Source organism: Nostoc sp. WHI, from assembly GCF_015714725.1.
Lineage (GTDB): Bacteria > Cyanobacteriota > Cyanobacteriia > Cyanobacteriales > Nostocaceae > Nostoc.
Genome location: NZ_WBKM01000146.1, coordinates 42,678 through 66,759 on the forward strand (window position 1 = coordinate 42,678; position 24,082 = coordinate 66,759).

Consider the following 24,082-nt stretch of genomic DNA (forward strand, 5'->3'; position numbering starts at 1 on the left):
CAACTCAGCTTGAGTACTTCAAAGGAAATTCTGGAGTAAACCTAAGAGGTTGTTTGAAAAGTGTCCGGTAATGTATCAAAAATTTCAGATCCTCCTAAATCCTCCTTAAAAAGGAGGAATTTGAAAAGATTATTCCCCCCTTTTTAAGGGGGGCTAGGGGGGATCTCGATACAACCATAGACTTTTCAAACAACCTCTAAAGCCCACATCGTAGCCAATGATCGGGTCGTTGTTGGGTACTTGACGCTGTATAAGTCTGAGCTGGTTAGCCCAGACCTAAAATTCTTTAGTTGAACACGCAGCAAAATGCAAATTCTGTGTTATTACACAGATTGCAAACCACCACCTACTATTTGAAGCAGTATAATCGCTAACATAGGCGAAAAATCAATGCCGCCCAATGGGGGAATAATTCTGCGAAACAGATTCAAATAGGGGTCAGTTATCTGGCTCAAAGCAGCAAATGGTTGGTTATACCAGTTAATCGTCGGGAACCAGGTCAGCAGTACGCGAATCAGCAGCAGAAAAGTATAAATCTGGACAAAAGTAGCCAGAGTAGTAACCAGTAACTCTAAAGGATTCATGGATAGTTTGGTTTCCTGCTAAGTGTTAAACACGGTCTTATCTATTAATTTTAATTTAGTCGCTGTCATAGTGTCTGCGGATTCCGCACTTGTTACACTCGACACTTTTACCATACTTAACAAACATCAGGAGTCTTTAGTGAGGGAGCGATCGCCAACTGTCTGTGGTGAACCACCGTTAACATTCCCCAGTTGCTTTCGCACTTCATCAATTGTGCCATTTAACTGAGCAATTTTGTCTTCGAGCGATCGCCTGGCCGTTTCTATGCCAATGCTCTCACTTTCTGAGGCTTTCATCTGACGCCGCTTTGCTGCTATTCTCTTAGCTTCGCCTTGACTATCCGTCAGTTGTGTTTCCTCCTCTGCTAGCAATTGGGGATCGCGTCGAGAAGCAATCAGTGCGCCTATGACACCACCAAATACACCACCAACAAACGCCCCTGCTAAAAAACCACTGCTAAAACCATCTCGCTGACTCATATCTTTACTGCCTTCAACAAACCTTGCAACTCTTACAGTAGTTATGCTCTTTTTATGCCCTAGCTGCATAGTAGCTTAAGTTCCAAAGATGCGATCGCCTGCATCTCCTAATCCCGGCACAATATACCCCTTGCTGTTAACTTCTTGATCAATAGTAGCGGTGTAAATTATTAAACCTGGATAAGCTGCACTCAGTTTTTGCAAAGCTGGCGGAGCCGCCACCACACAAACAATCCGCGTCAAGGCTGGATCAGCACCCCGTTGTGTCAATTCTGTCATAGCTGCCATAATCGACCCTCCTGTTGCCAACATTGGATCGGTAATTAACACTCGTGTTTGTGGGTCAAATTTTTCTGGTAACTTGTTCAGATAACAATGAGGTTGCAGTGTCTCTTCATCTCGCGCCAAGCCAAAATGGTAAATCGATGCCAAAGGTAGTAAAGTCTGCGCTCCCTCAAGTAATCCTAGTCCAGCTCGCAGAATCGGTACTACCGCCATAGGTATCTGCGGATCAATCACGGTTGCTGGACACGAATCCAAGGGACTTTGCACCATTATCTCTTGAGTCGGCAACCAGTCTCGCGCAGCTTCATAAGTGAGCCATCTTCCCAACTCAGTCATAGCACTGCGAAATAATACTGAAGGTGTGCCTGCATCACGGGCGACAGCCAGCCAGTGTTTTATCAGGGGATGGGGTGGAACGTAAACGCGCAATTGTAGCGTCATAGCCAGAAATAGGCAACTTTTTATTGTACAAGCACTGAAACATCATAATACTCTTTCCTGCATCCGGCTGACAGCTAAAATTAACACTCTCAATTTTATTGATAAAGTTTTTCATTACCAGTTGACATTAATTCTCAATGAAGGCTATAGTCTTAGACAGTGTTCTCCTCTCTTTAAGGATCGGCGGGATTAGCCAGCGACAGCAGGCTCGTCCCTCTTTTTTGTCAAGGGTCAAAATAAGTTACTCTGGACTTTTGCCGTTTCATAAAGTTCAACGTCAAAAATGCAAAATATTGATGTGATTGTAATTGGGTCTGGTATTGGCGGATTAGTCACAGCGACCCAGTTAGCAGCGAAGGGCGCGACAGTGCTAGTACTGGAACGTTATTTGATTCCAGGTGGTAGCGCTGGTTATTTTGAACGTCAAGGCTATCGATTCGATGTTGGGGCATCAATGATTTTTGGGCTGGGACAAAACGGTACTACCAACTTACTTACCCGCGCCTTGTCAGCTGTGAATGTCAGCCAAGAGGCGATCGCAGATTCAGTTCAGATTCACTATCATCTACCTTCAGGTTTAAACTTGAAGGTAGATCGGCTTTATGAAAAATTTTTGCAAAATCTTATTGCTCATTTTCGCCATGAAGAGCAAGGGATTCGTCGCTTTTATGACGAATGCCAAAAAGTATTTAAATGCCTTAATAGTATGGATTTGCTGTCGCTGGAAGAACCTCGGTACTTACTGCGAGTATTTTTCCAGCATCCTTTGGCGTGTCTTGGTTTAGTCAAGTATCTGCCCCAAAATGCCGGGGATGTGGCGCGGCGCTACATCAAAGACCCCGAATTATTGAAATTTATTGATATCGAGTGTTATTGCTGGTCGGTAGTGACTTCTGACATGACACCAATGATTAATGCTGGGATGGTCTTTTCTGATAGGCATTATGGCGGAGTTAACTATCCTAAAGGCGGGGTGGGACAAATTGCTCAAAAACTGGTGGAAGGTCTAGAGAAGGCTGGAGGTAAGATTCAGTACCAAGCTAGAGTCACAAAAATTCTCACAGAACAAGGAAGAGCGGTAGGTGTGCAACTGGCTAATGGTAAAGTATATCGGGGTAAACGCATAGTTTCTAATGCTACACGCTGGGATACATTTGAACAATTATTACCAGCAGAAGAGATGCCGCGTAATGAGAAGAAATGGCAACAAAATTATCAAAAATCACCTAGCTTCTTGAGTTTGCATATAGGGGTAAAGGAGTCAGTTTTACCTGCGGGGACAGAGTGCCACCATATTTTGCTGGAAGAGTGGGAAAAGATGACAGCAGTGGAAGGCACAATTTTTGTTTCAATTCCTACATTGCTTGACCCAGATTTAGCACCAAGTGGATATCACATCATTCATGTCTTCACGCCTCACTGGATTGATGATTGGCAAGGACTTTCTCCGAGTGAGTACGAAGTGAAGAAAGAAGAGGCAGCTTGGCGAATTATTGACCGCCTAGAGAAAATTTTTCCAGGCTTAGATGCTGGATTAGATTATTTAGAAGTGGGTACACCGCGCACCCATCGCCGCTTTTTGGGTCGTGAAGATGGCACCTATGGGCCAATTCCTCGGCGCAAGTTACGGGGGTTATTAAGTATGCCCTTTAATCGCACCGCTATTCCAGGATTGTATTGTGTAGGAGATAGTACCTTTCCGGGTCAAGGGTTGAATGCAGTGGCTTTTTCTGGGTTTGCCTGTGCCCATCGCATTGCCGTAGATTTAGGATTTTAACTTGCATCGCTTATCTACAATAAAACCTAAAAATCTTGACTTTTGTCTCGTGTCTCGTTCCCAGTCTCCGACTGGGAATGCCTAACGGGAGGCTCCGCCTCAAGACTTGCGGCAGAGCCGCTTTTGATTTGCATTTCCAGCCAGAGGCTAGAAACGAGGTTTGAAAGGGATTTTGTCTCGTGTCTCGTTCCCAGTCTCTGACTGGGAATGCCTAACGGGAGGCTCCGCCTCAAGACTTGCGGCAGAGCCGCTTTTGATTTGCATTTCCAGCCAGAGGCTAGAAACGAGGTTTGAAAGGGATTTTGGCTTAAGTTGACACCAATTGCAGCGTTTGCCCGCCCTGATTATGCAACTTAAATGCCGATTAGCTTATCAGGCATTTCGTGAAATGGTATTAGATATTGTCAATTTGAAAATTATGGGGATTTTTCAGGATAAAATGATGATTGTCAACTTTTACCTGTGCAGCGAATTGGTAAACGTTCCTGATAGGCTTTGATAACTAAGAGGTAGAACAAAAAAAACAGGAGATTATACTCATGTTGCCGATTGAAAACTTGGGAGTAACTGTAGAAGAGTATTTGGATGGATTGGCAGCAGGTATTGATATTTTGGAATTGAGGCGGTTAGAAGCAAAGGGAATTCCAACAAATCTGGCTTTGGAAGTTATGGCGATTGTACCAAAGGTAATCAATGGCACGGCTACTCCTGAAGAAATTGTTAGAGGACTAATGATTCTAACACCATCGCTTAGGCAACAAGTTGAATAGTTCCTAATTAGCGATTAAAGGTCATAGTGCCAAAATAGTTGAACGTTATAGCAATCCTAAATGAGTTGTAAACAAGGTACAGTAATCCTAAATCATTTATCAAAAATAAGATCCCCGACTTCTTAAAGAAGCCAGGGATCTAACGTGTCTCAACTACTAAACTAACGTCCTGCTAGCAATGCTTTTGTAGCAGATTCGCCTGCTAATCTCACCTGCCTTGTCAACTGGAAGTTTAACAACGCTAGAACACTCAAATCAGCTAAGAGTGCCATAAAAACTGTTATCACCCCAACGTGTTCTATAGCTGCCCAAGGAGAAGTTGTAAACATCCATACAGTAGGATGTTTCCATGACGAGATACCAATAATTTCTAAAATCATTGGTGGTAAGAACGTTACAGCACCTAAAGTCCCAATTGCCCAAAAAGAACGTTTGGGAGTTTTCAGCAAAAGTATCAATTGGGTGATGGTAGCGTAAATCATCATTAAGCTAATAGACAAAGCTATAACTAAAAGTGTTTTAAACCTGTCAATCTCGTTACTCAGGAGAGTTCTAACACCGTTTGCATCAATAACAGATGTAACTGAAATCCAAACTAACCAGGGGATAGTAACAATTGTAAGATTAATAGCGATCGCTACGAGTGCAGGGCTTTTTTCAGCCCAAATTAAATCCTGCCAAACACTCTTGTGGCTAGAAACTTCCTGATGTCGATATCTTGCCCAATCTTGTACATCTTGACGGTGAGGGGAAAGAACCGCAATTAAACTTAAAATCAACGCCAAGTTATACAGTGCTAGCCAAATGTGATTTTGCCCAACTGCTTCATCCCATCTGTAATTATCTTTACGAAATTGTAGGGCAAATCCCCACATCATCAACTGGCAAAAAGCTACTAGTAAATAACTTTGCTTCTTGTTGATTATTGAGGCTTGAGGATTACGGAAGCAACGTTTAAGAGCTTGCAAAATACCGTAACTACACAATCCAAAGTTTAATAAATGGAAGCCAACAACACTAACAACATTTTTCCCTAATGGTAAATGGAAAAACTGCCAGTTTTGCATGTAATAACTAGTGTATCTATTGAACACATTCGGAAATAGATATCTTGTTGTATCCCAAGGACTAAAGAGTCTAAACCAAGCGGTTGAATTATTCAAACCGTTGCTATCATTCGATGCCAGCATCAGCGTTATGTACAAAAAAAGGAAAACTGCGCCACTACCTAACCAAGGCTGAAAACCGCTAAACCAACGACTCATTAAGCCAAATAGTAGGGCTGCACTATAGAAGAAAGTACAGCTAGCAGCAAGAATTGCGTAGTAGCTCAAAATGTAATTAAAGGCAATTTTAGCAGAAAGTCCAGACCACAAATGTAAAGGAACTGCTACTAAGATAATGAGATAAATTAAACTCGGAACTCCTAGCAACTTGCCAGTCAATATAGTTGTTTCTGATTGGGGACTGAGACGGATGAAATTCAGCGTACCGCGAGTTTCTTCTTTGGCTAAATCGTTGATTAGCAAATAAGTTCCTGCAACTAATAGTGTAAATACAAAAATTACACTAAATGTTAGGAATATATATTCCCAGTGGTCTCGCCACCACAACTGCAAATCAATTTCATTTTGGGGGCAAAAATTAGAAATTTTAGATTTATTTGATTGGTGGTGAACCCGGTTTTGTTGCTGTAGATATACTTGGCGCAAACGGCAGTATACGCCAGTTCGCGGGTATTCATCACCAGGAAACTCGCGTAACTGATATAAAAAAACTACTAGTTGCAGCAGTAAGGATGTTGCAACTACGATCGCTACATGAAAAAACTTGAATCGTCCTTTGAGTTCCCGCAATAGTTGCGGATTCCAATCGCCGATTTTGTCTATCAAATTGGACATCATAGGAAAAAAATCTCCAAAAATGGGGAGTAATATTTATTGACGAATTAAGACGCTTGTTTGTGACCTAATTTTAAGAAAATAGTTTCTAAGTCTTCTTGTGTGCAGTGAAAATCCGTCAGAGGAATTCGTGCTTGAATGAGCGATCGCAACAACTCAGCACTATCTGCTTCTTTGCCCGAAAAATTCACCCGGACACTGTTTTTTCCTGGAATCACTTCCCACTCATCTACTAAAGGATGATGTTTTAGTTCGCTCAAAAGTGTCTCTAGATTCCCCAAAGTTGATAACACAATTTGCTGGTGTGATAAACGTTGGTAAAGTTGCTCTAACGAGGTACTTTCTACCAAAAAGCCGAGTTCCATAATTCCCACAGAAGTACACAGTTCTGCTAAATCACTGAGAACGTGAGAGGAAATTAATATTGTCATCCCAGCTTCTCGCAAAGCTTTGATGAGTTCGCGGAAATGCATCCTAGCAATGGGGTCAAGCCCGGAAACAGGCTCATCAAGTAATAGTAAAATTGGTTCATGGATAATGGTTCGCGCTAAACTTAAGCGCTGTTTCATCCCTCGCGACAGAGTAGTAATCCGGCTGTGGCGTTTATTACCAAGTTGGATTAATTCTAAAACTTCATGTAAGCGTTGAGTGCGGCGCGGTTCTCGCAAACGATACAGACGCGCAAAATAATCTAGGTAGTCCCAGACTGTCAAATCCTCATATAGCGGGTAGTCATCGGGTAAGTAGCCTAGACGACGCTTGAGCTTGGGGTTACTCTTGTCACGGAGTAGGCGATCGCCATTAATATAAATCTCACCCGTAGTTGGTTCCTCAGCAGTTGCCAACATTCGGATGAGAGTTGTTTTACCTGCGCCATTCGGCCCAATCAGTCCATATACTTCCCCCGTCTGAATCTCTAAATCAACATCATTGACAGCAACGTGCCGGTCAAATTGCTTAGTTAATCCACGGGTGCAAATTGCTAATTCTTTTACCATTGCTGCTGGGGTGCGGCTTGTGATTAACATTTAACCTAGCCTTTTCTAAAGATTTTGTCAGGCTGGTTTCAGAAATTGAAACTGGCTTTCAGAAAATAGGTGACATAAAAAAGTAGGTAAGGCATATACCCTAACTACTTTTGCATATATTAATTGAGAAGCGTAAATGCGTTTGTAGTAAGCATTTTAGTGCTTGAATATTTGAGGACTTTAGTCTTCTTTACAAACCTACTCTTTTGCGATAGTTCGCTAATATCAAGTTACTTCCGAATGCTTGTATCCTGAGAGGATGTTTTAAAAGTCCTATTTTAGGTATCAAAACGTTCTAGATCCTCCTAAATCCCCCTTAAAAAGGGGGACTTTGATTCTGTTTCCCCCCTTTTTAAGGGGGGTTAGGGGGGATCAATAAGTGCCTAAAATCACAGTAAAATACTTTTCAAACAACCTCTGAGAGTCGCATCTTGATTGCGTTGGCGAAGTCTTGCCGAAGGCATCGCTCCTTTGACCTCACGCTTGTCTTAGCTATTTTCGATAAACTCTGTTAGCGATACCTTCTCATCCACATTGCCACAATCCCTTTATAGTCGCAAATACTATATCTCTCTTCAGCATTTTCTCGTGAATGATTCAGGATTACTATATAATTGTTCCTCAATGTAAATATATTATAAATAAAATTTATATATATTAAAAAAATAATATTATTTATAGGTGGTAATACTATTTTATAAAATATTGACCACAATTAATTGATATTAACTAAATCAAAGTAGATATTAAATAAAAGGGCAGTAAAGGAGTGGCAAAAAAGCGTCAGAAAAATATGTGGAGTAGCGAGATTAATGACATCATTCGGGGTGCTTGTGGAGGCTTTTTATTTGGCATCCCCTTGCTGTACACAATGGAAGTTTGGTGGATTGGATCATTGGTAAAACCACAACTGATGATGATGGCGATCGCATTGATGTTTATTGTGGTTTGGTTGCTCAATCAGACAGAAGGCTTTCGGAAACGCAGATATAGCGGACTAGCTTATCAAGCCGCAATGGATACTGTGGAAGCGATCGCGATCGGACTAGTTTGCTCTGCCTTTGTGCTGCTACTATTGCGAGAATTGACACCAGAAACTTCCCTAAAGGAATCTTTAGGGAAAATTATCTTTGAAAGTGTCCCCTTTGCTCTTGGTGTAGCTTTAGCTAACCAGCTTTTGGGAGATACTAGAAATAGCAATGCAGAAGAAGGACAAGCAAGCGATCAGGTAAACAACACAACCAAGAACAAAGAGGATGAGTTGCACGCCACCTTCGCCGATGTAGGTGGAACCCTAATTGGTGCAACTATAATTGCATTTAATATCGCTCCAACAGATGAGATTACCATGCTAGCAGCCGCAGCCTCGCCACCTTGGCAATTGGCAATGATCGCCACATCTTTGCTGATTTCTTATGGCATTGTATTCCAGGCAGGCTTTTCTGATCAGCAAAAGCGCAAACAGCAAAAGGGAATTTTCCAAGAACCATTGAGTGAAACTATTATGTCCTACTTGGTGTCACTGCTAGCAGGCGCTTTTATGCTGTGGTTTTTTCAAAAGTTAACTTTTAGCGACCCTTGGACGATGTGGTTAGATCGCACGTTAATACTGGGGTTACCTGCAACTATTGGTGGTGCAGCCGGAAGGTTAGCAATATGACTGAAACCCAACAACAACCAGAGCGCTCCATTGCTGAGTGGGTAACATTCAGCATCGCCTCTCTCATCTTGACATTGATTGTTAGTCTAGTGAGCTACACTTGGATAAACGAAAAAAATCAACCTCCCATTCTTTCTCTCACTAAAAAAGAAACTATTCGGGAAATTGATGGGCAGTTTTATGTTCCCTTTGAAGTCGTAAATACCGGAGGAGACACAGCCGAATCAGTTCAGATTATGGCTGATTTACTAATTAATGGCAAAGTTGCCGAATCGGGAGAGCAACAGATCGACTTTTTATCTAGTGGTGAACGTGAAGAAGGCGCATTTGTATTCAGCCAGAACCCGCGCCAAGGCCAGTTAAATTTGCGTGTTGGTAGCTATAAATTGCCATAGTACAGAATACATAATGCCCCTACCGTGCTTTTGCATCGACCTTGTATTCTAATTACCCAATACGCTTTGGTTAAGGCAAGAGACGCGATAAATCGCCGTCTCTACAATAATCAATCTTTCGTCGTGACGGCGATTTATCGCGTCTTTCCGATCTAGAATTTTCATCAAAAAACCTTAACCGAAGCGTATTGACTAATTACCAACAACACGCAAAGATCATAATTGCTGACACGCAGTAGTTTAAGCTTTGACTTTACCTTTTGACCAAACGCCGTTTTCATCTTCATCATATTGCTGATGAACAGACTCCCAGGCGGATTGTTCAGCCGTAAACTCGTCACTTCTCTCATTTAATACAACGTTATAGCGCTCAATAAATGTATTCTGAGCTTCTTGAGAAAGATGAGCGCGAACCTCAGGAGACAAATCCTCTGGACTGTTGCACAGCCCAGAGCAGGAACGAGCCAGGGTTTTTTCAATTGTGTGAATTTCTTCGCCACCAGCACTTTCAAGCAGCAATTGAAATTCACCGGCGCGATCGCTCGGAACTTCTGCCATCAAGAAAAACTCGCCAGCTTGTAAGCGGGTTTGGTAGATAGTCGCTTTATCTTCTGGCATCCCCAAAGTAGTCAGAACTGATACTAAACCTCCACCAGCACTACCTGCGATCGCTCCACTGGCAGCCCCCAGCAGCACTGCACCTATGGGCCCTGCTGCCACAATTGAGCCGACAAAGGGAATAACTAATAAGCCTACACCCGTGAGCAAGCTGAGGAAGGAACCAAACAAGGAACCAAAAATAGCCCCTGTTCTCAAACCTCCCAGAATTACATCCTTTTTAGTAATAAAGCCAGCGATTCTCGTTTCCGACTGGAAGTTTCTGCCCATTACCGAAATATGGTCTTTAGGCATACCCCTGTCTAACAAACGTCGAATCACATCATCAATTTGCTTCTGTTCTTTGAATACAGCAGATATAGTACGTTCTGCTTTATATACTTCTGGCACTTAAATACTCCTTGTATTATCTTGTTTTTGCAATGAATATGATGAATAGATAAATGCAGACAAATTAATTCTTTTACACCAATTGAGGCAGGAATTAATCCTCCCTCAATTGGTGTAACAGACTGCTATCCTCAACTCAGACGTTATAAGTTACACACCTACAGGTGTCTTAGCCTCTGACGCTGGCTTTCTACCATCTGGATCTAGTGCTTCCCCTTCAATAAATGAACGTAGCATCCAAGCTATCTGCTCATGCTCTTCTAGTAGTCCAGTTAAAAAGTCAGCAGTTCCTTGATCGTGGAACTCTTCACCAGACTGGTCTACATGGTCTCTTAGGTTACGAATAACCTGCTCGTGATCATCTACCAGATTAGCTACCATCCCCGTTGCTGTAGGAACATTACCAGCGTGTTCCTTGAGGGTAGCAATCTTGAGAAACCCTTCCATTGTGCCAATTGGGAAACCGCCCAAAGCACGAACCCGCTCTGCTAATGCATCAATATTTAGAGTCAGCTTTTGGTAGTGTTCTTCCCAAAGCTGGTGTAAAGAGCGGAACTGAGGGCCAACCACATCCCAGTGATACTTTTTGGTTTTCACCAACAGTAGATAGGCATCTGCCAAATCTTGATTTAATAGATTAATCACACCTTGACGCTGTTCTTCCGTCAAGCCAATGTTTATCGCACGCATTGTTTTCCATCCCTAAGCAAACTTATTTATTAACTTCTCAAATTTCCGACATAATCCACATCAACCAAAGGAAATATTGTAAGTTTAAAATAATTATTACATTCAGGATTATACCTATGCCTTAATAGGTAGTATTAAGCTAAGAATCTACTAGTTAGCGAACTTTATTGATTTTTTCAGCTTCAACAATAAAGATATTAAATAATAATTATCAAAACTATGCAAACCTAATTTCACCAAATATCCTCAGGAAGGAACATATTTATACCAATTCTTTGTGAAACTGCACAAAATCAGGCTTGGTGAGACAAGCAACTCAACCCCCTTGCTTTGTGCAACTTCACAGGTAATCGGTATTAATTGAAGTTGCCAGCTTAATATTGCTAATTAGTAATGGGTCACTGCTTTTATCCAATCACCCATTACTAACGAAAAATTACCAAAAGATTAATCTTGTTACTTACCTGTAACTTTATCCAACAAATTCTTTACATTTTCTTCCACTGAGGTTGAACTCTGTGAATTTTCAGGACGCTTCTGCTTGTCAATATCAGCATCCCCTTGAACCTCATTGAGTCCTTCGTTGGACTCCTTTTGAACTTTTCTCAATCCAAATGGTGATGCTTTAGCGGCTTCGTCAGTTTTGCGCTGAATGTCAAGCAGTTGTGTAGTAGCTTCGGTAGAGTCACTTTGGTAGCTATCGATCGCAAAAGCAGGAAAAGCACTAGATAACAATACCAAAGCACAAGTAAAAGCCACAACTAGAAAACGTACTGGACTTAAGATAGATAAAACAGAAGCAATAATCTTCATTGGAAATCCTCGATAACAGCCTTAACAACGTAGAACTTTTATTCAAATAGCGAAGCTTATACCTTTATTTGGCAAATTGGAGCAATAAAATTACAAGCTACACTTCCGTAAGTTCTTCAAAAATGAACCTTACAAAGAAATTATCTTTGCATTTGTGCACTAACTCAGGAGCGGTTAATGAGCAAATGCTCTTGACGAGTTCTTTGTTCAAAACTTTGACTGATCTATTTTTACTTTGATGATTATACAGTGTACATCAATCTGTAGAATGAAATTTTTGTTATCTATAGTTACAAAAACAATCACTCTTTAGGTGTATCGACTTAATATAGTTTTGGCAGGTTAACGGCTCTACTTACTTAGGTTTAGTCCCGTTAGGGAGTTTAACAAAAAAATAATCCCAAGTTAAGGTGCAACCTTAGCTCGACTTTAATGTGTCGCGGAAGTCCCCACCTTCAATGTACTCATAAGGTGGGGATAGGGAGCTTGCCCAAGCAATATGGTTCAGAATATGGGCTTAATGAACAATGGGGTACTTCTGGTTTGCCGCAACACTTTTATACGGATAGGGGTAAAGATTTTCGTTCTAACCATTTACAGCAAATAGGGGTGCAGTTAGGATTTGTTTGTCATTTGCGCGATCGCCCATCTGAAGGTGGTAGTGTTGAGCGTCCATTTAAAACTCTAAATACAGAATTATTCTCAACTTTACAAGGATATACAGGTTCAAACGTTCAAGAGCGACCAGAGGAAGCGGAGAAAGAAGCTTGCTTAACGTTGTGGCAGTTAGAGCAAATGTTGGTGCATTATACCATTTCTTTGTGAAGCTGCGCCAAATTTTCTTGGCTTCTTATTTCTTTCTTTGTGTCCTTTGCGTTCTTTGCGGTTCGTTCCTCATATAGGGCGCATCTTCATACAGAATTGGTATAACGACTATATTTTCGTACCTTATTGCGACTAAAGGTATGTTGATAAGCCAAAGTTGAATTTGAAACTGCCTCTGTCACTGGGTTTCAAACACTAAATCCTTACGGATTATTCACTTGGCCAACAGACTGTATGAGTTGGGCAACCAGCAAAGATTCTCTAAATTAAATTAATAAATAGCTATGTGCAATACTTTCTTCTCTGCAACAGTTATCGTTTTATCGAAAAGGTTACTTGAAAACGTAAGGTCATCTGTAAATTTCCTAAAAGCAGTATTGTAAAAACTACGAATAATAAAGGATATGAAAGTACTCGGTGCGATTGGGGAACAAACAGGTATTCTACAATTTTCAAACTGTCCCAAAGTTAGATGGCATTTGGGGTGATCTAATTCTTTATGATTGTCTGGATCATAATCGAATCTAATTGGTACTGGTAATATATTTTTTGCTATTATATCTGCATATATTTCGTCTGCTTCATAAATAGTAGGCTCATTCTGGAAAACTTCTAAAAATGGTGATGGTAAAAAGGCAAGCCTATGTGAAATCAATTCGGATTGTTTATAAGTATATAAAAGTTGTATTAACGCACCATCAATCATTTTGAAATTGTAGTTTTTACCTCTGTCTAGTTCATTGTATATGTTCTTATATTCAATATTTTTCAGTGCTATTGAGAGATTCTGCATACCAGAATATGCAATTTCATAACTATCTCTACCAAGAGATGTAGATGAGGGAAAATTTTGTTGATCGCATAAACTAACTTCTATTAGTTTTTGAGTAATGTATTCAATTTGTCTATAAATTTCTTGATGACTAGTCATTTTAAAATAGTTGATTTCTGAATTTTTCTATTAATTCTGGTGACAAATCTTCTTTCTGCATAACACCCTTCTCTAAATCCTCAACAATATCTTTGAAATTTCTTTGGTTCTGAATTTTACGCTCACGCTCTTTAGGGCTTATATCTCTATTGATAACATTCATTCTTATTCGTTCCTCTGCTGTAGGATAAGTAAATTGAAGAACAAAGTTTCTTCTTCTCACTTCTTCAAATTCTTTCACCAAACCCCTCATATCTTCGCCGTACCCCAATACTCTTAACCAAGCTTTGCTTCTTGTCATGGCAGTAAACAAGATATTTCTTTTTCTGGAAAGCTCTGTACCAGAGAAGCATTCATGAGCATTTATAACATATATCATCGCAGCTTCATTTCCCTTTGCTCTATAGATACCTGTGAAAGTAACTGCTTCTTCACTAAAAAAATCATCGCGGGAATTTGTGACTCCGGCTAGATTAGAATTAATCTTTTTTTCAAATAGTAAAGCCCTAGAGCTTCCAACGGCATCTTTAGTTGTAAACGGGTTAGAATGAATAATCATTATGTCATCATACTTTAATTCATCTTCCCTAATATTCTTCTCTATTTCCTTGACTAACCATTCATTTTGTTCGCGGTTATTATTAAAGGACTTAAATATAATTAAGTCATCAATAGGTGAGTGAGATTCGAGAAACATTGGACTAGTATTGCTAGTTCTAGTAAGCTTTACAGGCTTTCCATCTTCTAGATTTCCTTCTTCTAATTCATAACCAATATCTCTCCATAACCCTGCATCATCAAACATCTGGATTAATCCTTCATTTCTATATATTCCAAAACCCAAAGCATGTGCAGAAGTTAGGAGTGGGCGAGAATTTCTATAGCATTTCTCTAATATAATGTCTTGTTTTGGTTTTCCTGATCTGTTTTGAAGTTGAACATATGGATTACCGTAAGTATCTTTTCCAAAGATTTCTTCTGGTGATCCCATTGTCTTATTACTCAGACTTTGTAACTCATCATACGCATAAACTAGTCTTTTCGGCTGCTTCAGAATTTTGTAACAAAGTTGCAGGAAATGTTTAGAAAAATCTTGTGCTTCATCAACTAGTATGGCATCATAATACTGCTCAAAGCTGTGGATTTTATCGAGTGCTTCCTCACAAACTTTGTCAAATTCTTGACCAGATATATTAGTAAGATTTTTTGCTGCATTTAAATCTCTGAATTCAATATTATGTTTTTTACATATTTCATAATAAATTCCTTCCGTTGAGGGACTTCCCCAAGCGTGAATAATTTTTATTTTTTCCCAGTCCGGCTCTTCACTCGTATGTTCAATACTAAAAGTGTTAATAAAGTGTTTAAACTGATTTTTAAGAGAGCGAGTATTAAAAGTAACAGCAATATTCCAATCAGGATGTTTTGCCTGTAAATATGCAACTTTAAGAGCTAGAACTATAGTTTTACCTGAGCCAGCAAGTCCTCTAATTCGCTGTACACCTTCTACAGTTTCAAGCACAGCAGCACTCTGATTATTATCTAGATTGGCGATAGAATCTTCCAGTTTCTGAAGTTTTGCACCTCTGGAATCTTCTCGTTGAATATAGCTACGCTGCCTTCTTTTTCTTATGGTAGTTATAGCTTGTATGACTGAGCTAAGGCTTTCAAAATACTGGTTTTGTTCCCATTCACAAGATTTTAAGTACTCTTCTAGGGCAGGCTCATTAGTTATGATGGGATAGCCTTCTGAAACATTATTTGGTGTATTACTCAATACAGGTGCAAATGTTACAACACTGATTGGCACCATTAGTTTCCTTTTTTTAACCAGAGTTGTATGCTGAAGTAGTTTTGATTCAACTTTGGTTGCACTTTCATCTTGTGTCTTTTCTATATCTATGTCAGTATTAGTTCCCTCAATAATATTGAAAATAACAACGCCATGCTCTCTGGATAATAAAAGAGCATCAATTTGATAACCACCTTGAGGCGTTCCTATTATTGGGTATCCCAGATATAAGCTGCCATCTATATCGTGTCTCCTCTCAAAGTAATCAGCTAGCCTTCTAGATGAAACTGGCTTATTATCTACATCACCTCGAATAACATTAACCATTAGATGTTGCTTTACCTAAAGTATCTACCTCTATTATCTTTCAACTTGAAGTAATCGTCCCGTGCTACTGGTAAGTTGGTATTTTTGTGGAAATCGCGCACATTCTGAGGAATTCCTACGCCAAAGTCAACCACTGTGAGTTTAAGTTGTTTCAGGTCAGGATAATGTTGTCCTGGTATTGTGACCACAGCAGTTCATCTTTGATATGGCTGATCCAGAATGCCTAATGGACATTAATTTGTTAAAAGTGACATTAATCTGTTAAGTAGATAGGTGGGAATAAACCAAACTATGTTACGAAAAGTAAACACCCCTGAAACCCTTACCAATGACGAATGACAAAAAACAAATGATGACCCTCACCAGTTAACTTTATTTACGCCCACCTACTTAACAGTGACAAATAATTAGTTAATGTACAATTCCTCTTCAATTTAAATTGCAAAAAAAGGATTCAATCAAATTCCGTGACTTTTACCAATAACCCAATTACGTCGGAAAAACCGGGCTAAAGCTGACTCTTCCAGAGACAAATAAATGGGGCGTCCGTGGGGACAGGTGCGGGGGTTGCGAGTGCGTTGCCAATCATCCAAAAGTTTCTGCATTTCTTGCAGATTCATGAGTGTACCGTTACGAATGGCACTGCGACAAGCGACGGCTACTTGCGCTGTTTGTAAGTCGCCTCCCAAACTGAGTTCTAAAATCGCTTCTGCACAGTCGTCTCGTTGTTGCAAAGGTGCGGGTAAGTTACGAACTGCCCAAAGTTGCTCGCCAAAGGATTCTATATCTAAACCGATACGTTGCAGTTGCAACACTTGCGCCGGCGACAATTGATAAAGAATAATTGGCGGTTCGATACAAACCAGTTGCCAATCATCACATAATTGCTCATACAAAACTCGCTCATGGGCGATATGCTGTTCTACTAACCACATACCAGATGGATGTTCCGCCACAATATAAGTGTTGCTAACTTGAGCGACAGCCTTCAAGGAATTAGGAGAGACGCGATTAATCGCGTCTGTACAAGGCTTGGGATTTTGAGGATTGAAATTGTAGCCGCCTTTGGCTTCTGCGGCTTTGAGTAATTTACTAACTCGCGTTGTGTGAACAGCTTCTTTGAGATTAGCAGAAGAGATGCTGAGTGCTTGGTTAATCGCTTTGGTAATTTGCTCTTGCCAATAAGTGATTTCGTTAAGGTAAATTTCTGTTTTTGCCGGATTGCGATTCCAGTTAATTTGATCGGGGGAAATGTCAAGATGTAGAAAACAGATTGGATAGCGATCGCGTGGTAATGTTCTATAAAATGCTGATAAAATCGTCTGCTCTAGTTCCGGTGTCTTAACCATCCGTCGGTTAATGGCTACACGTACCCAATCTGGACGATGACGATGAATGCGATCGGGTAATCCTACCACTAAAGTGAGTGCTGAGTGCTGAGTGCTGAATGCTGAGTGAGGAGTGGCGAGTGGAGAGTGGGGAGTGGGGAGTGGGGAGTTTGGAGGATTGGGTATTTCGAGTTTCACTTCTTGCAAGTCACCTTGCCGCACCTGTGGTAAAATCTGCGGTAGCAACTGCCCAGATGTAGCAGCAGGAGAGATAGTGAACCATTGACGGTCATTTTGACAAACCTGCCAGGTAACGTGAGGATGACACAGAGCAATTTGTTGAATTGTGGCTTGTACAGCTTTCATTTGCTGCGCTGCTGTGGGCAATCCCTGGCGGCGAGATGAGCAATTACCGAAAAGATGAGAAACTGTAACAACTGTACCAGGTGCGATCGCAGTTACTTCAACTTGCACAATTTCCCCGCCAGCGCCATAAACTATCCGCCATCCTAATTTTCCATCTCCAGGACGACTTAAAATCTCCAAATCTGCTAGAGCCGTCAAACTATGCAACGCTTCACCACGAAACCCCAAACTGTTAATTTTCCATAAATCGGCACTAGAGCGAATTTTACTAGTGCTGTGGGCTGTGGCTGCTTGTTGCAAGTCCTCTAGGTTCATTCCACAACCATTGTCTGCCACACGAATTCGCCATTGCTGTGGCCAAAGAGAAATCACAATTCGCGTTGCACCTGCGTCTAGGGAATTTTCTACCAATTCCCGCACCACAGAAGCTAAAGAGTCGATTACCTCACCAGCTGTAATGAGATATACGACTTCTGTTGGTAGAGCTTGAATAGTAGATGCCATAAATTCTAGTTTATAGCTTCTGGGAACAAGGGTAGTGGAGGCAATACGGTTCGGTTAAGGCAAAAGACGCGATAAATTGCCGTCTCTACAAAGGATTGATTATTGTAGAGACGGCGATTCATCGCGTCTTTCTTTCCTAGAATTTTCATTGGAAGTGGAGGGAGATGAAGAGGCGAATTTACGAGAAATTTTTATTAGTTGTAAAGAAAACTCAATTAAAAGGTGATTTTTGATAAATTGCTTGTGAAATTATCAGCAAAAAAAGCTTACTTTTTGCTCACCTGTAGCGCATCATGGCGTAAATAAACCACTCATTCCAAATCAACGAAATGGTTGCAGTATAGTAATTACGAATTACGCATAGCAGTTCTAGATGATTGTTAATTAATCCCTTATTGCTAAAACTTTAGGTGGTTCAGGTTTCAGCAAACCGTTCAACAGGGATGCGGGACGTTGACTGTAAGGCCAAGCGAAAGCATGACGGAAAGCTGCATCCTGACAAGCTTGTAGTTGTTTAAAACTAATAATGTCGTAAGTCAAGAGATTTTCATACTCAAATGGCAGACGGACATTGTGCAACCCAGCATTATCAGTACAAATAGCGATATCTACCCCAGCAGCAAAACAACGGTCAAAAACTAATTTAAGTTGACGTATATCCTGCAAAGTACCAGTTTTTAGGTAAGTTGTGGGGCAAACCTCCAAACACTGTTTGCGTCTAGCCACATCATTAAGTAACTCTGGATACAATAGGGGAATTTGGATGCCGTGACCAATCCGCATCAGATATGGTAATAGTTCTGGGTAACAACCAGCAGTGGTTTCATATAGATGTCCCGTGGTATTAACGCCTAGCGATCGCGCATAATCATATAGATTAATCCATTCTTCGAGGCGATCGGCATAATAGCTATCACCCCCCGCTACATCTACTGCACAAACATATTGCTTATTTTGCGCCGCCAAATCAACAATCGCCTTGTTCACCTCATAAGGTAGGCGCGTGTGCATACAGAGAATTTGGCTAGTAACAATCGGATATTCTGGCTGTTGGCTGGCAAGTCCTACTACTTGCACAATTTCTGCCATCTTGTCAATTCTCTCTGATTGACTCAGGTGTTCAGGTGTCCGTAAATAGGGAGTGTAGCGCAGTTCCAGATAAGCCAAATTTTCAAAAATATAAGCACCCCGCAACAGGCGATAGATAAAGTAAGGCAAAGTCTCCACAGTTTGCACACTTTCTACCAGGGTGTGTAATTCTAGATACTCATCCAGGGTGTTGCGTGGGCGGGTATAAAAATCTTCAAATTCTGAATAGTCAGCAAAGCGGGAAATCAACTCCGAAGAATGTCGCTCAAAATATCGCCATAAAACTCGGGGTACGACCGAACCGCCCAGGTGTCTATGTAATTCAGCATATAAAGTCATAGTGGTCTTTTTAGGTAAAAATTTCAATAATTGTAACAAAAACATCCAAATAAAAAATCTGTCCTCGAAAAAATTTCAAGCAAAAACGTTTCCTATGTTCTCCAAAGAAATTAAAGCAAAGCAGAGGTTTACCACTATCTAGATTTTCCAGATGAGGCTTCCAATCTAGAAGCAGCGCGAAGATCGTAATTGTATCCTTATGTTCTTAAAATCCAGCATTGAACAGAGTTTTGAGCATAAATAAACTTGACATCATCAAGATTAAATTGATAATATAACGAACGTTGATTTTTGTGTTATGATAAAATAAACACTGCAATTGTTTAGCAAGTGAAATATAGTAATATATTTTTCCTTTAGATAAACAAATTCTTGGGCGAGGTTGGTATTAAGTGAAAATTCAAGCGTTGGATGTCAAGGCTGGCGATCGCATTATTGCTTACTGTAACAACAAAATGCAAACCTGCAAGGTGAAGCGCATTTTAGATCCTGGTCAAGCTAATATCACACTATCAGTATTTACATCGGAGAATTATCGCGGCTGCTCAGTTTCATCTATAGTCCGTTTTCAGAGCAACGCCTTGGTTGATTTGGTCAGTTAAAAAATAAGTAAATATTCAATCTCAAAAATATTTCTAGTTATTGTCCAGTCTCAAGCTGGACATTATTCTTATTAGGCGATGTTAGGAACCACAAACCTGAAAAATATCTCCAAAAAATTCGCTATAGCCAGAAATTGTGCTTCTTTCAAAGAAAATGAGCCAATGAGAGCTATTGCACATAGCATGGATTTACTAATACCTGGTTTGTATATATGGCTACTTGGTTTTAGTTTCCGCATTGGTGGAAGCGTACCAGATGATATTCCCTACAAATATATCGGTAAAATTCACAGTTACACTGGAATTGCTTTAGTGTTACCAGGATATAGGATCTTTACGACTTACCAGGGTACTTATGACCCTAAAGAGACATCATTTTTGTAGTTTGTGATATTTTCACCACCAAAATCGATTAATCATCTCCTATAACTGATTCCAATTCTGGAGACAATAAATGTGTGTCTCTGGATATTGAGGCAGGCAAGTAGACTGTAAATTGAGTACCTCTACCTATCTGACTGTAAACATTGACAAAACCGCCGTGATTTTTAATGATACTCAGCACAGTGGAAAGTCCTATACCTGTACCTTTGCCTACCTCTTTTGTGGTGAAAAATGGTTCAAAAATCCGTTCCTGGACTGCTGGCGACATACCCATACCAGTATCCGTCACCACGATCGCAATATAAGAACCCATTTTAGCATCAATATTTATCTGGGGAGAATGTTCACCAATTACCAGATTTTGGGTTGCAATTCTCAGGATACCACCATTAGGCATGGCATCGCGGGCGTTGATTGCTAAATTTATCAGCACTTGATGTAATTGTGTTGTATCTCCACGGATATGCCAGAGATTTTTGGGCATATCTGTCTGGCAGATAATGGATTTAGGGAATGTTTGAGCGATAATTTGCTCAACTTCTGTTATTAGAGACTGAATTTGGACAATAGTTCGTTTGCCTTCAATGCCGCGTGCAAAAAACAAAACTTGCTTGAGCAAATTGGCACCGTGTTTGACGTTATTTTCCAGAGTTTGCAGTATTCGCTGACTCTGCGGGTCAGGCAATTTTTTCTGTAACAGTTGAACTGACATTAAAATTGGGGATAATATATTGTTGAGGTCATGGACGATACCGCTAGCTAAAGTGCCGATACTCTCCAAACGTTGCGATCGCAAAAGTTGAGCTTCCAGTTGTTTTTGCTGCGTAATTTCGGTATTCACACTCAAAATAGATTTGGGTTGTCCATTATCATGTCGTACCAATGTCCACCGACTTTCAACGATAATTTTCTTACCTTCCCTTGTCAGTTGATGGAACTCACCCCGCCACTCACCCTTATTAATCGTGTTCAAGTAAGCATCTTCTAGTTGTAGTGAAGTGTCTTTATACAAAAGTTCCACAACATTCTTGCCTACAACTTCCTCAACCTTCCAGCCGTACAGACTCTCGGCGGCTTTATTCCAAAACAAGATTTGGTTGTGGATATTCTGCGCCCAAATCGCCTCAGTTGCTACATCCAGCAATAACCCTTGTTCACGGATTTTCTGTTCTGCCTGCTTTTTCTGGGTAATATCTCGCATCAGTGCCAAGTGGATGAACGTGCCATCAAATTCATTAAGTTTCGTCTGCTGAACTTGCTTAACGTAACGCCACAACAAGCCATACAGCAGCGCCACCAGCACCAAATCTACAACAGCAGCGATGAAAAATGTGACCATCACCTTTTGGGAACTTGCTTGCGACTCATGCATCCGCCTCTGTAATAAATTTTCCTCTGCCTTTAAAGAATCTTGAATAAGCTGTTGAATTTCTTTGCTGATTTGCTTGTCTTGATTAGATAAAATGAACTGTCGAACTGCTTCCAATCCCTGGTCTTGTCTTAGGTAAACTTCTTGTTGCAGGATGTTAAATCTGTTAGTAATTTTCTGCTCCAGTAAATAAATCCACTGCTGCTTTTGCTGGTTTTTAACGGTTAACTTGCTGAGAATCTGAATATTACTATTAGTTTGTTGATAGGCTCCAAGATAGGTTTGCAGTTCATCTGCATCTAAGGTAATTAGGTAATTACGTTGCGCGGCTTCAGTATCTCTGAGTGTAAACTGTATACTTTCAATTTGAGTAATAACTTCGTGAGAGGATGTTACCCATTGCTGATTATGAATCAACTTAATAGTGTTGCTATATGAGACTCCAGCATTAGTAAATACAACTGCTAATGCCAGGATGAATACTGCTTTCAGCTTTTGGAATCTAGACCATTTTTTCATCATGCGATCGCCTTTTTTGCCGCAGATGCCTTTCATGAGTTCAGATTAAACATTAAAAATAAAAACAAATACTGAGAATATTTTAATGATTTTGACAGCATTGGTAACAAAATACAATCTGTTAAAGTTGTAAATATCTGGTTTTTTTGGGATAATTATTTATACATAAAAGTTACAAATAAATCCGCTAATTTTTAATATAAATTTATTTTTAGTAAGACTATGGCATAATTATAATTTAATGGCTCGAAAAACATCCAGATTGCCTGATCACCACTTATTACCAATGCCTAACCAAAACCTGTTTGATGCAAATCAAATATGTTTTAGGAGAGTAATTAATCACTCATAACTCCATTGGCAACAAAACTTTTTAGATTGATTATTCTATATTAAGCTTGACATTCTTTACAAAATATGTTGATAATTATAATTTGTGGAAACTTTACCTCTTAAAATAAACTCTTGGCTAACGTAATTGTCATAGGTGCCCAGTGGGGCGATGAAGGAAAAGGTAAAATAACTGACTTACTCAGCCGTTCAGCAGATGTTGTGGTACGTTATCAAGGGGGTGTCAACGCTGGACACACAATTGTAGTCAAAGGTCAGACCTTTAAACTGCACTTGATTCCGTCTGGGATTTTGTATCCAAATACCGATTGCATTATCGGCTGTGGAACTGTTATCGATCCACAGATTTTGATAACAGAACTCGACCAATTAAAAGAATTAAATATTTCCACTGACCACCTGCTGATATCTGAGACAGCCCACGTAACGATGCCTTATCATCGGTTGATTGACCAGGCATCAGAAGAGCGACGGGGAAGCCATAAGATCGGTACGACAGGTAGGGGTATTGGGCCGACTTATGCTGATAAATCTGAGCGTACAGGCATCCGGGTTTTAGACTTGATGGACCCTGATGGGCTACGCGAGCAGTTGGAGTGGACGATTAATTATAAAAACGTCATTTTAGAAAAGCTTTACAACTTGCCGCCTCTAGATGCTAAAGAGGTGATTGACCAGTATCTGGGCTATGCAGAACGCTTGCGACCTCACGTTGTTGATACATCGTTAAAAATATCCGATGCGATTGGGCGACGGCGCAATATTTTATTTGAAGGCGCACAAGGTACGCTCCTAGACCTAGATCACGGAACTTATCCTTATGTCACCTCCTCTAACCCTGTGGCGGGGGGGGCTTGCGTTGGTACAGGGGTAGGGCCGACAATGATTGACCGGGTAATTGGGGTGTCGAAAGCTTATACGACACGCGTGGGAGAGGGCCCATTTCCCACCGAACTACATGGAGAGTTGGGAGAATTGTTGTGCGATCGCGGTGCCGAATTTGGCACAACCACCGGACGCAAACGGCGTTGCGGCTGGTTTGATGCCGTCATCGGTCGTTATGCGGTGCGGATTAACGGCATGGATTGTATGGCGCTCACCAAACTGGATGTCCTTGATGAATTAGAGGAAATCCAAGTTTGTGTCGCGTATAACATAGATGGCGATCGCAGCGAAAACTTTCCTACCAGTTCCCGTAAATTTGCCAGATGTCGCCCCATCTACAAAACCTTACCAGGGTGGCAAGTGTCAACAAGTCACTGCCGTACCCTAGAAGAGTTGCCACAGCAAGCACTGGACTATCTAAAATTCTTAGCCGAATTAATGGAAGTCCCGATCGCGATCGTCTCACTCGGAGCTAGCCGCGATCAAACCATAATTGTAGAAGACCCCATCCACGGCCCCAAACGCGCTTTATTGCACGTTGATGGCACATCTGCTACCCTACTCAGTGCTTAGTTAAGAGTGAGGAGTTAAGAGTTAAGAGTGAGTAATTAACTCCCAACTCCCAACTCCCCACTCCCC

The 24,082-nt window shown here is 40.6% G+C and carries 22 protein-coding genes and 1 pseudogene; 8 read left to right on the forward strand and 15 right to left on the reverse strand.

Translation table 11 applies throughout. From position 1 onward, the window contains the following. Positions 1-323 precede the first annotated feature (323 nt). The 3 genes from F8S12_RS15195 to upp form a co-directional block, all read right to left on the reverse strand. Positions 324-584, reverse strand: coding sequence for a YggT family protein (locus F8S12_RS15195; RefSeq protein ID WP_196516996.1), 261 nt, complete (start codon positions 582-584; stop codon positions 324-326). Between the two features lie 126 nt (positions 585-710). After that, the gene (locus F8S12_RS15200) at positions 711-1,064 is read right to left on the reverse strand and encodes a hypothetical protein (protein WP_196516997.1); all 354 of its coding nucleotides are present in this window, start codon (positions 1,062-1,064) and stop codon (positions 711-713) included. A gap of 75 nt (positions 1,065-1,139) precedes the next feature. Next, positions 1,140-1,790: a uracil phosphoribosyltransferase gene (upp, locus tag F8S12_RS15205; protein WP_196516998.1), complete on the reverse strand. Its 651-nt coding sequence runs from the start codon at positions 1,788-1,790 to the stop codon at positions 1,140-1,142. Between the two features lie 283 nt (positions 1,791-2,073). Here upp and crtH point away from each other — a divergent pair, with 283 nt between their 5' ends. Both crtH and F8S12_RS15215 read left to right on the forward strand, forming a co-directional pair. Then, a complete protein-coding gene (gene crtH, locus F8S12_RS15210; RefSeq protein WP_196516999.1) occupies positions 2,074-3,567 on the forward strand; it encodes a carotenoid isomerase in 1,494 nt (497 codons plus the stop codon). A gap of 539 nt (positions 3,568-4,106) precedes the next feature. Next, complete coding sequence (locus F8S12_RS15215; protein ID WP_196517000.1) at positions 4,107-4,337, forward strand: hypothetical protein; 231 nt, start codon at positions 4,107-4,109, stop codon at positions 4,335-4,337. Positions 4,338-4,498: 161 nt separating this feature from the next. Here the strand turns inward: F8S12_RS15215 and F8S12_RS15220 are convergent, their stop codons facing one another. Next, entirely contained in the window at positions 4,499-6,241 is a 1,743-nt protein-coding gene (locus tag F8S12_RS15220; protein WP_196517001.1) for an ABC transporter permease subunit, read from the reverse strand. 44 nt (positions 6,242-6,285) lie between these two features. After that, a complete protein-coding gene (locus F8S12_RS15225) occupies positions 6,286-7,236 on the reverse strand; it encodes an ABC transporter ATP-binding protein (RefSeq protein WP_196517015.1) in 951 nt (316 codons plus the stop codon). Positions 7,237-8,035: 799 nt separating this feature from the next. On the opposite strand from F8S12_RS15225, the gene F8S12_RS15230 reads away from it, so the two are divergent. Both F8S12_RS15230 and F8S12_RS15235 read left to right on the forward strand, forming a co-directional pair. Then, positions 8,036-8,926, forward strand: coding sequence for a TIGR02587 family membrane protein (locus F8S12_RS15230; RefSeq protein ID WP_196517002.1), 891 nt, complete (start codon positions 8,036-8,038; stop codon positions 8,924-8,926). Beyond that, entirely contained in the window at positions 8,923-9,321 is a 399-nt protein-coding gene (locus F8S12_RS15235; RefSeq protein ID WP_196517003.1) for a TIGR02588 family protein, read from the forward strand. The genes F8S12_RS15230 and F8S12_RS15235 overlap by 4 nt, the downstream gene beginning before the upstream one ends. A 240-nt stretch (positions 9,322-9,561) precedes the next feature. Here F8S12_RS15235 and F8S12_RS15240 read toward each other — a convergent pair whose 3' ends face one another. The 3 genes from F8S12_RS15240 to F8S12_RS15250 form a co-directional block, all read right to left on the reverse strand. After that, positions 9,562-10,329, reverse strand: coding sequence for a ChaB family protein (locus F8S12_RS15240; protein ID WP_196517004.1), 768 nt, complete (start codon positions 10,327-10,329; stop codon positions 9,562-9,564). Positions 10,330-10,479: 150 nt separating this feature from the next. After that, positions 10,480-11,019 (reverse strand): Dps family protein, encoded by a 540-nt coding sequence (locus tag F8S12_RS15245; RefSeq protein ID WP_196517005.1) that lies wholly within the window; start codon positions 11,017-11,019, stop codon positions 10,480-10,482. Positions 11,020-11,475: 456 nt separating this feature from the next. Next, the gene (locus F8S12_RS15250) at positions 11,476-11,832 is read right to left on the reverse strand and encodes a hypothetical protein (RefSeq protein WP_196517006.1); all 357 of its coding nucleotides are present in this window, start codon (positions 11,830-11,832) and stop codon (positions 11,476-11,478) included. Between the two features lie 486 nt (positions 11,833-12,318). On the opposite strand from F8S12_RS15250, the pseudogene F8S12_RS15255 reads away from it, so the two are divergent. Continuing rightward, positions 12,319-12,648 (forward strand): annotated as a pseudogene (locus F8S12_RS15255) (Mu transposase C-terminal domain-containing protein); the annotation flags it as partial. A 280-nt stretch (positions 12,649-12,928) separates the two neighbouring features. Here F8S12_RS15255 and F8S12_RS15260 read toward each other — a convergent pair. The 6 genes from F8S12_RS15260 to F8S12_RS15285 all read right to left on the reverse strand — a co-directional run bounded on the left by F8S12_RS15260 (position 12,929) and on the right by F8S12_RS15285 (position 19,333). Further along, on the reverse strand, positions 12,929-13,588 hold the full coding sequence (locus F8S12_RS15260) for a DUF2290 domain-containing protein (protein WP_196517007.1): 660 nt from the start codon (positions 13,586-13,588) through the stop codon (positions 12,929-12,931). 1 nt (position 13,589) lies between these two features. Next, entirely contained in the window at positions 13,590-15,707 is a 2,118-nt protein-coding gene (locus tag F8S12_RS15265) for a DEAD/DEAH box helicase (protein ID WP_196517008.1), read from the reverse strand. Between the two features lie 11 nt (positions 15,708-15,718). After that, complete coding sequence (locus F8S12_RS15270; protein WP_196517009.1) at positions 15,719-15,895, reverse strand: hypothetical protein; 177 nt, start codon at positions 15,893-15,895, stop codon at positions 15,719-15,721. Positions 15,896-16,165: 270 nt separating this feature from the next. Continuing rightward, on the reverse strand, positions 16,166-17,905 hold the full coding sequence (gene mutL / locus F8S12_RS15275; RefSeq protein ID WP_196517010.1) for a DNA mismatch repair endonuclease MutL: 1,740 nt from the start codon (positions 17,903-17,905) through the stop codon (positions 16,166-16,168). Positions 17,906-17,910: 5 nt separating this feature from the next. After that, positions 17,911-18,054: a hypothetical protein gene (locus F8S12_RS15280; protein WP_196517011.1), complete on the reverse strand. Its 144-nt coding sequence runs from the start codon at positions 18,052-18,054 to the stop codon at positions 17,911-17,913. 235 nt (positions 18,055-18,289) lie between these two features. Then, positions 18,290-19,333, reverse strand: coding sequence for an adenosine deaminase (locus F8S12_RS15285; RefSeq protein ID WP_196517012.1), 1,044 nt, complete (start codon positions 19,331-19,333; stop codon positions 18,290-18,292). A 392-nt stretch (positions 19,334-19,725) separates the two neighbouring features. Between F8S12_RS15285 and F8S12_RS15290 the strand changes: the two genes are divergently transcribed. Further along, complete coding sequence (locus tag F8S12_RS15290) at positions 19,726-19,935, forward strand: hypothetical protein (protein ID WP_041565457.1); 210 nt, start codon at positions 19,726-19,728, stop codon at positions 19,933-19,935. A gap of 78 nt (positions 19,936-20,013) precedes the next feature. Next, a complete protein-coding gene (locus F8S12_RS15295) occupies positions 20,014-20,319 on the forward strand; it encodes a hypothetical protein (protein ID WP_196517013.1) in 306 nt (101 codons plus the stop codon). Between the two features lie 28 nt (positions 20,320-20,347). Here F8S12_RS15295 and F8S12_RS15300 read toward each other — a convergent pair whose 3' ends face one another. Then, complete coding sequence (locus tag F8S12_RS15300) at positions 20,348-22,243, reverse strand: CHASE3 domain-containing protein (RefSeq protein ID WP_230968024.1); 1,896 nt, start codon at positions 22,241-22,243, stop codon at positions 20,348-20,350. A gap of 429 nt (positions 22,244-22,672) precedes the next feature. Here F8S12_RS15300 and F8S12_RS15305 point away from each other — a divergent pair, with 429 nt between their 5' ends. After that, complete coding sequence (locus F8S12_RS15305; RefSeq protein ID WP_196517014.1) at positions 22,673-24,016, forward strand: adenylosuccinate synthase; 1,344 nt, start codon at positions 22,673-22,675, stop codon at positions 24,014-24,016. Positions 24,017-24,082: the final 66 nt, after the last annotated feature.